General features: G+C 55.6%; 12 protein-coding genes. 2 read left to right on the top strand and 10 right to left on the bottom strand.

What is annotated here, in order from left to right; translation table 11 throughout:
* Nucleotide 1: 1 nt before the first annotated feature.
* Complete coding sequence (mngA, locus tag ACOTZP_RS10220; RefSeq protein WP_271075270.1) at nt 2-1,918, bottom strand: PTS 2-O-a-mannosyl-D-glycerate transporter subunit IIABC; 1,917 nt, start codon at nt 1,916-1,918, stop codon at nt 2-4.
* A 171-nt stretch (nt 1,919-2,089) separates the two neighbouring features.
* Here mngA and ACOTZP_RS10215 point away from each other — a divergent pair, with 171 nt between their 5' ends.
* The gene (locus ACOTZP_RS10215; RefSeq protein ID WP_063201067.1) at nt 2,090-2,806 is read left to right on the top strand and encodes a GntR family transcriptional regulator; all 717 of its coding nucleotides are present in this window, start codon (nt 2,090-2,092) and stop codon (nt 2,804-2,806) included.
* 86 nt (nt 2,807-2,892) lie between these two features.
* Here ACOTZP_RS10215 and sucD read toward each other — a convergent pair whose 3' ends face one another.
* The 8 genes from sucD to sdhC all read right to left on the bottom strand — a co-directional run bounded on the left by sucD (nt 2,893) and on the right by sdhC (nt 12,555).
* Complete coding sequence (gene sucD / locus ACOTZP_RS10210) at nt 2,893-3,762, bottom strand: succinate--CoA ligase subunit alpha (protein ID WP_006809578.1); 870 nt, start codon at nt 3,760-3,762, stop codon at nt 2,893-2,895.
* The gene (sucC, locus tag ACOTZP_RS10205; protein WP_022647464.1) at nt 3,762-4,928 is read right to left on the bottom strand and encodes an ADP-forming succinate--CoA ligase subunit beta; all 1,167 of its coding nucleotides are present in this window, start codon (nt 4,926-4,928) and stop codon (nt 3,762-3,764) included. Before sucC ends, sucD begins: the two co-directional genes overlap by 1 nt.
* A 96-nt stretch (nt 4,929-5,024) precedes the next feature.
* Nucleotides 5,025-6,251 (bottom strand): 2-oxoglutarate dehydrogenase complex dihydrolipoyllysine-residue succinyltransferase, encoded by a 1,227-nt coding sequence (gene odhB / locus ACOTZP_RS10200; protein WP_023299612.1) that lies wholly within the window; start codon nt 6,249-6,251, stop codon nt 5,025-5,027.
* Between the two features lie 14 nt (nt 6,252-6,265).
* On the bottom strand, nt 6,266-9,073 hold the full coding sequence (gene sucA, locus ACOTZP_RS10195; RefSeq protein ID WP_193132145.1) for a 2-oxoglutarate dehydrogenase E1 component: 2,808 nt from the start codon (nt 9,071-9,073) through the stop codon (nt 6,266-6,268).
* Between the two features lie 238 nt (nt 9,074-9,311).
* Nucleotides 9,312-10,028 carry a succinate dehydrogenase iron-sulfur subunit gene (locus tag ACOTZP_RS10190; RefSeq protein ID WP_022647461.1) on the bottom strand — a complete coding sequence of 239 codons (717 nt, stop codon included), beginning with the start codon at nt 10,026-10,028 and terminating at the stop codon, nt 9,312-9,314.
* Between the two features lie 15 nt (nt 10,029-10,043).
* Nucleotides 10,044-11,810 (bottom strand): succinate dehydrogenase flavoprotein subunit, encoded by a 1,767-nt coding sequence (gene sdhA / locus ACOTZP_RS10185; RefSeq protein WP_023299611.1) that lies wholly within the window; start codon nt 11,808-11,810, stop codon nt 10,044-10,046.
* Complete coding sequence (sdhD, locus tag ACOTZP_RS10180) at nt 11,810-12,157, bottom strand: succinate dehydrogenase membrane anchor subunit (protein WP_003858621.1); 348 nt, start codon at nt 12,155-12,157, stop codon at nt 11,810-11,812. The genes sdhA and sdhD overlap by 1 nt, the downstream gene beginning before the upstream one ends.
* Nucleotides 12,151-12,555, bottom strand: coding sequence for a succinate dehydrogenase cytochrome b556 subunit (gene sdhC, locus ACOTZP_RS10175; protein WP_026080740.1), 405 nt, complete (start codon nt 12,553-12,555; stop codon nt 12,151-12,153). The genes sdhD and sdhC overlap by 7 nt, the downstream gene beginning before the upstream one ends.
* A gap of 639 nt (nt 12,556-13,194) precedes the next feature.
* Between sdhC and ACOTZP_RS10170 the strand changes: the two genes are divergently transcribed.
* Complete coding sequence (locus tag ACOTZP_RS10170) at nt 13,195-14,478, top strand: citrate synthase (RefSeq protein ID WP_006809584.1); 1,284 nt, start codon at nt 13,195-13,197, stop codon at nt 14,476-14,478.
* Between the two features lie 84 nt (nt 14,479-14,562).
* Here the strand turns inward: ACOTZP_RS10170 and nei are convergent, their stop codons facing one another.
* Entirely contained in the window at nt 14,563-15,354 is a 792-nt protein-coding gene (gene nei, locus ACOTZP_RS10165) for an endonuclease VIII (protein ID WP_045308835.1), read from the bottom strand.
* Nucleotides 15,355-15,364 lie beyond the last annotated feature (10 nt).

Here is a 15,364-nt window from a genome sequence, read left to right as displayed (position 1 = left end):
TTTAGGATGGTATGTCTTCAGTCACGTAGGTACCGCTCTTCACGGCCTGGCGTCGCCAGAGCAGTAAAATGAGCGTAGAGATTGCGGCGCCCACCAGCGCGGCGCCAAACCACCCGGCAGCGGCTATCACGCCGCCCAGCCCGGCATCATGCAGTAAGAAGAGAGAGAAAATGCCCGCGCCCGGGGTGGAGAGCCCAATACCCATCGCTCCGACAATCGCTCCGGTCGCCATTGACCCCAGAACAAATGAGCCGATGACTCGCAACGGATCCTCGATAGCCATCGGAATTGCCCCTTCGGTGATGCCCGCCAGCCCCAGCAGCCAGGTGGATTTGCCGGTCTCAATTTCGAACTGTTTAAACAGATTCGGAGCCAGCATCGTTGATGCCGTCACGGTAAAGGCCGAAACCATTTTGACGGAGGCGAAGATCGCATAAGGCCCGTATATGCCGTTGGCCATCGCGCCCAGACAGAACGCGTAAGAGGCTTTGTTGACCGGACCGCCCAGATCGAACGAGCACATAAAGCCCAGGATCGCCCCCAGCAGCAGCGCGTTCGCGCCGGAGAGACCATTAAGCCAGGCGGTCAGAGCGTTATTGATCCAGGCCACCGGTTCGCCGATCACAAACAGCATCAGGCTGCCTGCGCCCAGTACGCCAATCACCGGATAGAGATAAAAGGTCAGAAAGCCGTTGTAGCGGCTACTCAGCCGGATGTGGTTTTTCACCCAGCGCATCAGGTAGCCCGCAATCAGCCCGCCGACGATGGCCCCCAGAAAGCCGGAGCCGATCATATTGGCGGCAAGGCCCGCCGCAAAGCCCGGCGTAAGCGCAGGTTTATCCGCCAGCGAGTAAGCGGTATAGGCCGCCAGAACAGGGACCATCAGAATGCCGAGCATCCCACCGCCCAGTTTGCGGTACATCCACAGCCACGAGTTTTCCTGATCGAACAGGTGCTGCAAGCCCAGGATTTGCGCCAGGAGTACCGACACGGCCAGCACCGTGCCGCCAGCGACAATCAGCGGCACCGCAAAGGAGATACCGCTGAGCAGCGCTTGCTTGAGTTCGGTTTTAACGGACTTTTTCGCGTCCGTGTCGACGTGCGCAGGACGCGCATCGGATACAGGCTGTAGCGCCAGCGCACGCTCAATGAGCGCTTCCGCATGGCGCAAGGGTTCCGCGACGGGCACGGAAATGGCGGGGATCCCCTGAAAACGCTCACGCTCTTTGATTGCCACTTCCGCCGCGAAGATACACGCTTTTGCCTCCTGCAAATGCTGCGCGGTGATGCGCCCCTCAATACCGTTTGCCCCCTGCTTTTCGACCACTACATTGACGCCGAGCTTACGTCCCGCTTTTTCGAGATATTCCGCTGCCATGTAGGTATGGGCGATCCCGGCCGGACAGGCGGTAACGCAGACGATCGTCGGGGCATTCTCTGCGACGGCGGTTTCTTGCGCCTCAGGCGCCATTTCCAGCGCAGCAAGCACCGCTTCCGCGCTGGTCGCCGTCATCACGTGCGCCCTGAGATCGTCATCCGCCAGGCGGGACGTCAGTTCCGTCAGCACCTGAATATGCGTTGATCCCGCTTGTGCGGGAGGAATGGCGAGCAAAAAAATCAGCTCGACCTCCTCCGGTCCGTCCACGCCTTCCCAGGCCAGCGGCTCGCGCAGTGTTGCCACGGCAAAAGCCGCTTCCTTTACTGCCGCTGATTTACCATGGGGTACGGCCAGCCCCTCGCCCAGCGCCGTCGGGCCAAGCGATTCGCGATGGAAAACCTCTGCCAGAAACGTATCGGCGTCGGCTATTTTGCCCAACGCTACCAGCCGCGTCGCAAGCTGACGGATTGCCTCATCACGGCTGGTAAACTGCGCCTGCACGCAGACAGCACGGGGGTCGGTCAGAGTCGTCAGGTTCATAAGATCCTCACCTATCCAAAGTTATTGTCTGGGGAGGATTGTGGCAGACTGGATAATACATTTATGTGATCACTTTCACTAACAACGATATTTGTATTTAATTTGTATTATTTACAAATCAGTCACTGAAGGCATAATTCCCCTAAAAAGGTATTAAAAAGGCGTAACACAATGGGCAATAAACCGATGTACCGGCAGATCGCCGATGCGTTCCGCGAGAAGATTAACGCCGGGGAATTAAAACCCGGAGACGCGCTGCCGACGGAATCCAGCCTTCAGGAGGCATTTAACGTTAGCCGTGTCACCGTGCGGCAGGCTTTGAAGCTGCTCGCCGACGAGCAGATCATCGAAAGCATTCAGGGCAGCGGCTCGTATGTAAAAGAGGAGCGGGTGAATTACGATATTTATCAGCTTACCGGCTTTTACGAAAAACTGGCGGATCGCAACGTTGATACGCACAGCGACGTCAGCGTCTTTGAAGTGGTGAAAGCCGATGAGCGGCTCGCGGCAAAACTGGCGCTCAATCCGGATGATAAGGTCTGGCACGTCAAGCGCGTACGCTTCATCAGGGAAAAGCCGGTGAATCTGGAAGAGACATGGATGCCGCTGGCGATGTTCCCCGACCTCACCTGGGAAGTAATGGAACAGTCGAAATACCATTACATTGAGCAGGTCAAAAAGCTGGTTATCGATCGCAGCGAGCAGGAGCTGGTGCCCATCATGCCATCGGATGAGGCGATTGCCGCCCTGGCGCTCGATCCGGCAAAACCAATTCTTGAAAAAGTTTCCCGCGGCTTCCTGAAAGACGGCCGGGTATTTGAATACAGTCGCAACGTGTTTAACACCGACGACTATAAATTCACTCTGGTGGCTAAACGCAGGCAATAAAAAAAGGCCGCTTTACAGCGGCCAACCATGTCGAAACGGACATTTTTTTATACTTCAACGCGCCCCATTCGGGGAGCAGAGAGGACTTACTTAATGATGGATTTCAGTGCTTCACCGATATCCGCCAGGCTGCGAACGGTTTTCACGCCTGCGGCTTCCAGTGCTGCGAATTTCTCATCAGCCGTACCTTTACCGCCAGCGATAATCGCACCCGCGTGACCCATACGTTTGCCTTTCGGCGCGGTCACACCCGCGATGTAACCCACCACCGGCTTGGTCACATGATCTTTGATGTAAGCAGCCGCTTCTTCTTCCGCGCTACCACCGATCTCACCGATCATCACGATCGCTTCGGTCTGTGGATCTTCCTGGAACAGCTTCAGGATGTCGATGAAGTTAGAGCCTGGGATCGGGTCACCGCCGATGCCCACGCAGGTGGACTGGCCGAAGCCGTAATCGGTGGTCTGCTTAACTGCTTCATAGGTCAGGGTACCGGAACGGGACACGATGCCCACTTTGCCCGGTTTGTGAATGTGACCCGGCATGATGCCGATTTTGCATTCGCCCGGGGTGATAACGCCTGGGCAGTTCGGACCGATCATGCGCACGCCTGCTTCGTCCAGCTTCACCTTCACGGTCAGCATATCCAGCGTCGGGATACCTTCGGTGATGGTGATGATCAGCTTAATGCCTGCGTCGATCGCTTCCAGAATAGAGTCTTTACAGAACGGCGCTGGAACGTAGATCACGGTCGCGGTTGCGCCCGTCGCTTCTACTGCTTCACGCACGGTGTTGAACACCGGCAGGCCCAGGTGCGTGGTGCCGCCTTTACCTGGCGTAACGCCGCCAACCATCTGCGTACCGTAGGCAATCGCCTGTTCGGAGTGGAAAGTCCCCTGGCTACCGGTGAAGCCCTGGCAGATAACCTTGGTATCTTTATTAATTAAAACGGACATTATTTCCCCTCCACTGCGGCAACAACCTGCTGAGCTGCATCCGTCAGACTTTTCGCTGCAATAATATTCAGGCCGCTGTCAGCCAGTTTTTTCGCGCCGAGTTCAGCGTTATTCCCTTCCAGACGTACAACAACCGGAACGTTAACGCCCACTTCTCCTACCGCGCCGATGATACCGTCGGCGATCAGGTCGCAACGTACGATACCGCCGAAGATGTTCACCAGAACCGCTTTTACGTTGCTGTCAGAGAGAATGATTTTGAACGCTTCGGTTACGCGCTCTTTGGTTGCGCCACCGCCCACGTCGAGGAAGTTCGCTGGCTCACCGCCGTGCAGCTTAACGATGTCCATGGTGCCCATTGCCAGGCCCGCACCGTTAACCATGCAGCCGATGTTGCCATCCAGCGCCACGTAGTTCAGCTCCCACTGGGCAGCCTGCGCTTCACGCGGATCTTCCTGAGACTGGTCGCGCATTTCGCGCAGATCCGCCTGGCGGAACAGCGCGTTGCCGTCAGCGCCCAGCTTGCCGTCGAGGCAGATCAGGTCGCCCTGGGTGGTGATCACCAGCGGGTTGATCTCGATCAGCGCCAGATCGCGCTCCAGGAAGATGGTCGCCAGCCCCATGAAGATCTTGGTGAACTGCTGAACCAGCTTGCCTTCCAGACCCAGTTTGAACGCCAGCTCACGTCCCTGGTAAGGCATTGGGCCCGCCAGCGGATCGATTGCCACTTTGTGGATCAGGTGCGGGGTCTCTTCCGCCACTTTTTCGATTTCCACGCCGCCTTCGGTAGATGCCATGAACACCACGCGACGGGAGCTACGGTCTACGACTGCGCCGAGGTACAATTCTTTCGCGATGTCGGTTGCCGCTTCAACCAGGATCTGGTTGACCGGCTGGCCATTCGCATCTGTCTGGTAGGTTACCAGACGCTTGCCGAGCCAATGTTCAGCAAACGCACGGATCTCTTCTTTGCTCTTAACAACCTTCACACCGCCCGCTTTACCACGGCCACCAGCGTGAACCTGACATTTAACTACCCACGGGCCGGAACCGATTTTAGATGCGGCTTCTTCTGCTTCACGCGGGGTAGTACAGGCATAACCCACCGGAGCCGGTAAGCCTGACCTGGCAAACAGCTGTTTGGCCTGATATTCATGTAAGTTCATGTGTTCTATCCATCCTTCAGGGTAATCGTTATCTTCAAACCTGTAGACCGGCGCTACGCTTATCCGGCCTACAGGGCAGGTGATGCTAAATAGTTACTAAACGTCCAGCAGCAGACGCGTTGGATCTTCCAGCAGCTCTTTAATGGCAACCAGGAAGCCTACGGACTCGCGGCCGTCGATCAGGCGGTGATCGTATGAGAGCGCCAGGTACATCATCGGCAGGATCTCAACTTTACCGTCTACCGCCATTGGACGATCTTTAATGGCGTGCATACCCAGGATCGCGCTCTGCGGCGGGTTGATGATCGGGGTAGACATCAGCGAGCCGAACACGCCACCGTTGGTAATGGTGAAGTTACCGCCGGTCAGGTCTTCAACGGTCAGCTTGCCGTCGCGGCCTTTCACGGCCAGCTCTTTGATTTTCTTCTCAATGTCAGCCATACCCAGGGTGTCCACATCACGCAGAACCGGGGTGACCAGGCCGCGTGGGGTAGAAACCGCCATGCTGACGTCGAAGTAGTTGTGGTAAACCACGTCATCGCCATCGATAGACGCGTTCACTTCCGGGTAGCGTTTCAGCGCTTCAACTACCGCTTTCACGTAGAAGGACATGAAGCCCAGACGGATACCGTGACGTTTTTCAAACGCGTCACCGTACTGCTTGCGCAGGTCCATGATTGGCTTCATGTTGACTTCGTTGAAGGTGGTCAGCATCGCGGTGGAGTTTTTCGCTTCCAGCAGACGCTCGGCCACGCGCTTGCGCAGGCGGGTCATCGGCACGCGTTTTTCGCTACGTGCACCCAGAGCTGGCTGTGCCGCTGGTGCTGCCGCAGGGGCTTTCGCTTCCGCTTTCGCCTCTGAAGGCGCTTTTGCCAGATGCTTGTCGATATCTTCGCGAGTCAGACGGCCACCCACGCCGGTACCTTTGATGGCTGCCGGATCGAGGCTGTGCTCAGCCAGCAGGCGACGGATCGCCGGGCTGAGCGCGTCATTGGTTTGCTCTTCCAGAGACGCCTGCTGGCGCTGGGCTGGGGTAGACGCTTTCTCTTCAGATTTCGCGCTGGACTCTTTGCCCGCGCTGTTGCCTTCACGCAGGCGACCCAGGATCTGGCGAGAAGTCACGGTCGTACCTTCGTCTTCCAGGACTGCATCCAGAATGCCATCCGCTGAAGCCGGTACTTCCAGTACCACTTTGTCAGTTTCGATTTCTACCAGCACTTCGTCACGGGTTACCGCGTCGCCTGGTTTTTTGTGCCAGGTGGCGACGGTTGCATCTGCTACGGACTCAGGCAGGTCGGGAACAAGAATATCTACGCTACTCATTATGTATCCTTTAATTAATCGACGTTCAGCGCGTCATTGACCAGATCTTGTTGCTGCTTCTGGTGAACGGACATATACCCTACCGCCGGAGAGGCGGAGGCCGGGCGACCTGCATAACGCAGGGCAGACCCAAATGGAATCACTTCACGGAAATGATGCTGGCTGCAATACCATGCGCCCTGGTTGAGCGGCTCTTCCTGGCACCAGACAAAATCATGAACGTGAGCGTACTGTTTCAGTACTTCCTGCATCGCCTGATGCGGGAACGGATAAAGCTGCTCGATACGCACGATGGCGACATCTTTCTGATCGTTCTTACGGCGCTGTTCCAGCAGGTCGTAATAAACCTTACCAGAACACATTACGACACGCTTAACGGCCTTCGGATCCAGCTCGTCAATTTCACCGATGGCTGGCAGGAAGGTGCCGTTAGCCAGTTCATCCAGGCTCGAAACCGCCAGCGGATGACGCAGCAGGGATTTTGGCGACATGACCACCAGCGGACGACGCATACCGCGCAGCGCCTGACGACGCAGCATGTGGTACACCTGAGCCGGGGTGGACGGCACGCAGACCTGCATGTTCTGCTCGGCGCAGAGTTGCAGATAACGCTCCAGACGCGCGGAGGAGTGCTCCGGCCCTTGTCCTTCATAGCCGTGCGGCAGCAACATCACCAGACCACACATACGGCCCCACTTCTGCTCACCGGAGGAGATGAACTGGTCGATGACGACCTGCGCACCGTTGGCGAAGTCACCGAACTGCGCTTCCCAGATAGTCAGGGTGCGGGGTTCTGCGGTGGCGTAGCCGTATTCGAAGGCCAGAACCGCTTCTTCTGACAGCACGGAGTCCCAGACCTTGAACTGGCCCTGACCGTTATGCACGTGCTGAAGCGGAGTATAGGTTGAACCGTTAGACTGGTTGTGTACAACCGCATGACGGTGGAAGAAGGTGCCACGACCCGCATCTTCACCGGACAGACGAACCGGAATACCTTCGTCAACCAGCGTCGCATAGGCCAGCGTTTCCGCGCCGCCCCAGTCGAACAGCTTTTCACCCGCCGCCATGGCCTGGCGGTCGCCATAGATCTTGGCCACGCGGGATTGCATCTCGATCGCTTCCGGCACGGTGCTGATGCGTTTAGCCAGCTCCTGCAAACGCTTCATCTCAACCTTGTTCGGGTAGCTCTCGTCCCACTCGTGGTTGAGGTACGGCGACCAGGTAAAGGAGTGCATGTTCATTGGGCGCAGCTCTTTGACCACGCATTCACCCGCGTCCAGCGCGTCGCGATAAAGATTGACCATTTCGGTCGCATCTTCCAGCGTCGCCACTTTTTCGCTTTCCAGCTTGTCAGCATAGATTTTACGCGGCGTCGGGTGTTTTTTGATTTTCTGGTACATCAGCGGCTGGGTTGCACTTGGCTCATCCGCTTCGTTGTGGCCGTGACGGCGGTAGCAGAAGAGGTCAATGAACACGTCGCGCTTAAAGGTGTTACGGAAGTCCAGCGCCAGACGGGTAACGAAAGCAACGGCTTCCGGGTCATCCGCGTTTACGTGGAAGATTGGCGCCTGAACCATTTTACCGATGTCGGTGCAGTACGGGGTAGAACGCGCATCCAGCGGGTTAGAGGTGGTGAAGCCCACCTGGTTGTTGATTACGATGCGAACGGTACCGCCCACTTCATAACCACGCGCTTTCGACATGTTCAGGGTTTCCTGAACCACGCCCTGCCCTGTGACTGCCGCATCACCGTGAATGGTGATTGGCAGCACTTTATTGCTGCTCGGCTCGTCCAGACGATCCAGACGCGCACGCACGGAACCGATAACCACCGGGCTGACGATTTCCAAGTGCGACGGGTTAAACGCCAGCGCCAGGTGAACCTGACCGCCCTCGGTTTCGATATCTGACGAGAAGCCCATGTGGTACTTCACGTCACCGGTGCCGAGGTGCTCTTTATGTTTACCCGCAAATTCGTCGAACAGATCCTGCGGTTTTTTACCCAGCACGTTAACCAGCACGTTCAGACGGCCACGGTGCGCCATGCCCAGCACCACTTCGCGCGTGCCGCTCTTACCGGCATGACGAATCAGCTCTTTCAGCATCGGGACTAACGCATCGCCGCCCTCCAGTGAGAAGCGTTTTGCGCCCGGGAATTTCGCGCCCAGATAGCGCTCAAGGCCTTCGGCTGCCGTCAGTTCGCTCAGGAAACGTTTTTTCTCGTCTGCTGAGAAATTCGCGTGACCCGCCACGGATTCGATACGCTGCTGGATCCAGCGTTTCTCTTCGGTGGAGGTAATGTGCATATATTCCGCGCCGATGGAGCCGCAGTAGGTTTGCTTGAGCGCATCAATCAGATCGCCCAGCTTCATCGTGTCTTTGCCGATGGCAAAGGAACCTACGTTAAAGCTTTCCTGGAAATCGGCCTCGGTCAGATCGTGATAAGCCGGATCGAGATCCGCTACACGTTCCTGCTGCCACAGTCCCAGCGGATCGAGATTCGCATGCTGGTGACCACGGAAGCGATAAGCGTTGATAAGCTGCAGGACTTTTACCTGCTTCGCATTGGTGTCAGGGTCGGAAATCGCAGAAGAGTAACGTGAGGCATCCTTCGCCAGACGACGGAAATAATCACGTGTTTTTGAATGGAATTGATCCGGTTTGACCCCTGTACCAGGCAACTGCTGGAACATGGAACGCCAGTTTGCGTCCACTGAGTCAGGATCGGTTAAGAAGTCTTCATAGAGCTGTTCTATCCAGCTCTGGTTTGAACCAGAGAGGTAAGAAGAGTCCAGCCAGGCTTTCATTGCGCCGTTCTGCATCGTGATCCCTTAAGCATTTTTATGCTTACTTTCGCCGTAGAAACTACCACGCACACCACGTGTACGTGCCGGGGTTCACCTGCGAGCTCTTTTCATTTGGCCCGCGAAGGAACCTTTAGAAACTGTCTAAACTTCAGGGCAGTTTTTAAAGGTTTCTGCAATTTGCCTGGTGGCGCTACGCTTACCGGGCCTACTGTTACGTAGGCCGGATAAGCGCAGCGCCATCCGGCGTTGTTACTTACGCACTGCGCTGCAACAACATCGACTTAATATGGCCGATGGCGCGCGTCGGGTTCAGCCCCTTAGGACACACACTGACGCAGTTCATGATGCTATGGCAGCGGAATACGCTGAAAGCGTCACTTAACCCTTCCAGACGATTCTCGGTTTCGGTATCGCGGCTGTCGATCAGGAAGCGATAGGCAGCCAGCAGACCCGCAGGGCCGATAAATTTATCCGGGTTCCACCAGAATGACGGGCATGACGTTGAACAGCATGCACAGAGAATACACTCGTACAACCCATCGAGCTTTTCACGCTGCTCAGGCGACTGTAAGTGCTCGCGAGCGGGTGGATTTTGCCCATTATTCAATAAGTAAGGCTTAATCTTCTCATATTGTGCATAGAATTGCCCCATGTCCACCACCAAATCACGCACGACCGGCAGGCCAGGCAGAGGACGGATGACAATTTTCTGGCCTGCACGCTGTAGCGCTGAAATTGGCGTGATACAGGCCAGACCGTTTTTGCCGTTCATGTTTACACCGTCAGAGCCACATACCCCTTCACGGCAGGAGCGGCGGAACGACAGCGTAGGATCTTTTTCTTTCAGCTGGATTAAAGCATCCAGCAGCATCATGTCACGACCTTCTTCCGCTTCGAGGGTGTAATCCTGCATACGCGGAGCATCGTCTACATCCGGGTTATAACGATAAACTGAGAATTCGAGTTTCATTATCCTGTCTCCGCATTAGTAAGTACGAATCTTCGGCGGGAACGCCGGACGCAGTTTCGGTTCCATGTTAACGCTACGACGCGTCATGGTTTCCGACTCTGGCAGATACAGGGAATGGCACAGCCAGTTTTCGTCATCACGATCCGGGAAGTCGAAGCGGCTATGGGCGCCACGGCTTTCGGTACGGAAGTTTGCCGACATCGCGGTCGCGAACGCGGTTTCCATCAGGTTATCCAGCTCCAGGCACTCAACGCGCTGGGTGTTGAACTCGCTCGAAGTATCGTCCAGACGGGCATTCTTCAGACGCTCGCGGATCGTTTTCAGTTGCTCAAGCCCTTTGGCCATCGCGTCACCTTCACGGAATACCGAGAAGTTGTGCTGCATACACTCTTGCAGCGCTTTACGGATTTCCACCGGATCTTCGCCGTTACGGTTGCCGTTCCAGCGGTTGAGGCGCTCAAGAGAGGCATCAATCTCGTCGTCGGTCGCATCACGCAACGCGCCCTGCTCGGCAATAGATTCCTGGAGATGCAGCCCCACCGCACGGCCAAATACCACCAGGTCCAGCAGGGAGTTGCCGCCCAGACGGTTTGCGCCGTGCACGGATACGCAGGCAATTTCGCCTACCGCGAACAGACCAGGGATGACCACGTCTTCACCCTGCTCGTTCACGGTCAGCGCCTGACCGGTCACTTTGGTCGGAATACCGCCCATCATGTAGTGACAGGTTGGGATAACCGGAATCGGCTCTTTTACCGGGTCGACGTGGGCGAAGGTGCGGGACAGTTCCAGAATGCCCGGCAGACGGGATTCCAGCACTTCTTTACCCAGATGGTCGAGTTTCAGCTTCGCGTGCGGGCCCCAAGGGCCGTCGCAGCCGCGGCCTTCACGGATTTCGATCATGATGGAACGCGCCACCACGTCACGGCCCGCCAGGTCTTTCGCATTCGGGGCATAACGCTCCATGAAGCGCTCGCCATGTTTGTTCAGCAGATAGCCACCTTCACCACGGCAGCCTTCTGTCACCAGCACGCCCGCACCGGCGATACCGGTTGGGTGGAACTGCCACATCTCCATGTCCTGCACCGGCACGCCAGCGCGGATAGCCATCCCAACGCCGTCACCGGTGTTGATGTGGGCGTTGGTAGTGGACTGATAGATACGGCCTGCGCCGCCGGTGGCCAGCACGGTTGCGCGCGCTTTGAAATAGACCACTTCACCGGTTTCAATGCACAGTGCGGTACAACCCACCACCGCGCCATCGGCGTTTTTCACCAGATCCAACGCATACCACTCGGAGAAGATGGTGGTGTGGTTTTTCAGGTTTTGCTGATAAAGGGTGTGCAGCAAAGCGTGACCGGTACGGTCAGCCGCTGCTGCGGTACGTGCCGCCTGTTCGCCGCCGAAGTTTTTCGACTGGCCGCCAAACGGACGCTGATAGATGGTGCCATTTTCCAGACGGGAGAACGGCAGACCCATGTGGTCCAGTTCCAGAATCGCTTCCGGGCCGGTTTTACACATATATTCGATGGCATCCTGGTCGCCGATGTAGTCGGAACCCTTTACCGTATCGTACATGTGCCATTCCCAGTTATCTTCATGGGAATTACCCAGCGCAACGGTGATACCGCCCTGCGCAGACACAGTGTGGGAACGGGTCGGGAATACTTTAGAGAGCAGCGCACAGGTCTGGCCGCTCTGGGAAATTTGCAGTGCGGCACGCATACCTGCGCCACCCGCACCAATCACAACAGCATCAAATTCTCTGACTGGCAGTTTCATTACACACCCCACACCACAACAAATCCATAAATGACGTAAACCAGCAGAGCAACAACAATAATCAGTTGCAGCGGAAGGCGAATCGCCAGCGGTTTAACGTAATCGGTCAACACCTGCCACATGCCAATCCAGGCATGAATAAGGATGGAGAACAGGGCCAGCAGGGTGAACACTTTGGTGAAGGCCGATCCAAAGAAACCACTCCAGATTTCCCACGTCAGTGTGCCGCTAGTGGCGAAGAAACCGATCATATAGATGATGTAGAGCGTGAGGACGATGGCGGTAGCGCGGACCAGGATGAAGTCATGTACGCCGTTGCGTCCTAATGCGGAGGCGTTGCTTACCATACGAGAACTCCTGCGAGAAGTGAAAGCACGACAGTGATCACAAATGAAATGTTAGCGGTACGTTTACCGGCCTCGAACGTCTCTTCCAGGTAGCCAAAGTCCATCAGCATATGGCGAACGCCGCCAACCACGTGATAGGCCAGCGCGGTCAGAATGCCCCACATGATAAATTTCACGAAGAAGCTGTTCATGATGGCTGAGGCCTGGAGGAATCCTTCAGGAGATGAGAGGCTGGTTCCCAGTAACCACAGCAAGATACCAACCGCCACAAACGTAATCACACCAGAAACACGGTGCAGAATGGACGCTATTGCTGTTACAGGGAATCGGATCGTTTTGAGATCCAGATTGACAGGTCTTTGTTTTTTCACATTTCTTATCATGAATAACGCCCACATGCTGTTCTTATTGTTTCCTTCCTCCGGACTGCGATGCGGGTCAGACAGCGTTCCTTTTCTATAACTGCGCGTCATGCAAAACATTGCTTCCAAATGCTAAAACGACACGTTACAACGCTGGGTGGCTCGGGATTGCAGGGTGTTCCGGAGACCTGGCGGCAGTATAGGCCGTTCACAAAATCATTACAATTAACCTACATACAGTTTGTTGGGTTTTCTCTGGAACAGTGATCGGGGTCACGATAACAACATCTTTTTAATTTTTAATCATCTGATTTGACAAATGTTAAACAATATTGTTACAAACGTCATCAGAAAAGGCATATAATGCGCAAAAGTTATGAGGTCTCTCTTTCACCTGACAAATAGTTATGTAACAGTGTGATGGTATTGACCGAAGTTATCAGGACAGTTATTAGTGATATACAGGTTTGAATAATTCGGACTGCAAAAACGCTGATTTGCTGTTGTTTCACTGATATTTCATTCGTTTACCTGCAAGGCGCCATAGCTCTGTACCCTGGTTTCTCCTCGTGAGCTGAGCGGTAAGCCAAATAACAATCTGGTAACGATGATTAACAGCTGAAAGCAAATCCGGTAAAGCGCAGTCTTAAGCATAAGGCGCTAAGGAGACCGTAAATGGCTGATACAAAGGCAAAACTCACCCTAAATGGTGATGATGCTATTGAACTGGATGTGCTAAAAGGCACGCTCGGTCAGGATGTTATTGATATCCGTACGCTGGGTTCCAAAGGGGTATTCACCTTTGACCCTGGATTCACCTCCACCGCATCTTGCGAATCCAAAATCACCTACATTGACGGTGACGAAGGTATCCTGCTCCATCGCGGCTTCCCCATCGATCAGTTAGCCACCGAATCCAACTATCTGGAAGTGTGCTACATCCTGCTGAACGGCGAAAAACCGACGCAGGCCCAGTACGATGAATTTAAAACCACCGTGACCCGTCACACCATGATCCATGAGCAGATTACCCGTCTGTTCCATGCGTTCCGTCGTGACTCTCATCCGATGGCGGTCATGTGCGGTATTACCGGTGCGCTGGCAGCGTTTTACCACGATTCTCTGGACGTGAATAACCCACGTCACCGTGATATCGCGGCGTTCCGTCTGCTGTCCAAAATGCCTACCATGGCGGCGATGTGTTACAAATACTCTATCGGTCAGCCGTTTGTGTATCCACGCAACGACCTCTCCTACGCAGGTAACTTCCTGCGCATGATGTTCTCCACGCCGTGTGAAGAGTACGAAGTGAACCCGGTGCTGGAACGCGCGATGGACCGTATTCTGATCCTGCACGCTGACCACGAACAGAACGCCTCGACCTCTACCGTCCGTACCGCGGGCTCTTCCGGCGCGAACCCGTTCGCCTGTATCGCTGCGGGTATCGCCTCCCTGTGGGGACCGGCGCACGGCGGCGCGAACGAAGCAGCACTGAAGATGCTGGAAGAGATCAGCTCCGTTGAGCACATTCCTGAGTTCGTGCGCCGCGCGAAAGACAAGAATGACTCCTTCCGTCTGATGGGCTTCGGTCACCGTGTTTACAAAAACTACGACCCGCGGGCGACCGTTATGCGTGAGACCTGCCACGAAGTGCTGAAAGAGCTGGGCACCAAAGATGATCTGCTGGAAGTGGCGATGGAGCTGGAACACATCGCGCTGAACGACCCGTACTTCATCGAGAAGAAACTCTACCCGAACGTCGATTTCTACTCCGGCATTATTCTGAAAGCGATGGGCATTCCGTCTTCCATGTTCACCGTGATCTTCGCCATGGCGCGTACCGTAGGCTGGATTGCGCACTGGAACGAAATGCACAGCGAAGGCATGAAAATCGCCCGTCCTCGTCAGCTGTATACCGGCTACGAGCAGCGTGACTTTAAGTCTGATATTAAGCGCTAAAAAACACGCCCGGCGGCGCTTAGCTTGCCGGGCCTACAAGTGCGAGATGTAGGCCGGGTAAGGCGTAGCCGCCACCCGGCTTTTTTACATCTGGCACCCAGGACACCAGTAAAACGGTCTTGAAGAGATCGTCGCCTTCTCAATCACCCCGCCACACCGCTCACACTTTTTACCCGCCCGATGAAACACCTTGAAGCGAAACAACGCTCCGTGATGCTTGTTCTCATCCACCACGCCACGCGTGTTGTACGACAGCCGGGGAATGTCCAGCAACGCGTGGGACAGCGCCTCCAGCTGTTCATCGTTTAGCTGCGACGCTTTGTGCTGCGGCGCCAGCCCGACTTCCCAGAGGATCTCCACCCGCAGGTAGTTTCCCAGCCCCGCCAGAAATGCCTGATCGAGCAACAGCCCGGAAAACTGCCGGTTGCGGAATGTGGGCGATAACAGCCGGGCTTTCACATCGCTTGCCGTCAGGCGCATATTCAGCACGTCCGGCCCAACCCGCTGTAAGAACGGGTGCGTGAGCAACTGCTCCGGCGTTAACATTTCGATATCAGAAGCGCTGTAGAGCAGGATCGCCTTATCCGCCGTTTGTAGCCGCACGCGTAGCACGCGGGTCGTTTGCGGCTGCTCGTCCGCCTTTACCACGCTCCAGACGCCGTAAAGCTGATTGTGGCTATATAACGTAAGGTTATGGGAAAAGTGGGTGAGTAACGCTTTGCCGCGCGTTTCAATGTGGGTCACCGTCTGTCCCACCAGCTCTGTTTCAAACGGTTTGAGTTGAGGAAAGGCAAACCAGACGTGTGTCAGAGGTTTGCCCTTTATCGCCGCCTCCAGGCTATCCGCCGCGCGGCGGATCTCCGGACCTTCTGGCATGTTATTGTCC

Origin of the sequence: Enterobacter cloacae complex sp. SYL001, assembly GCF_049237025.1 — a bacterium.
GTDB classification, from domain to species: domain Bacteria; phylum Pseudomonadota; class Gammaproteobacteria; order Enterobacterales; family Enterobacteriaceae; genus Enterobacter; species Enterobacter intestinihominis.
Note: the sequence above shows the minus strand (reverse complement) of the source record. Positions and strands in the feature narration are given on the sequence as shown.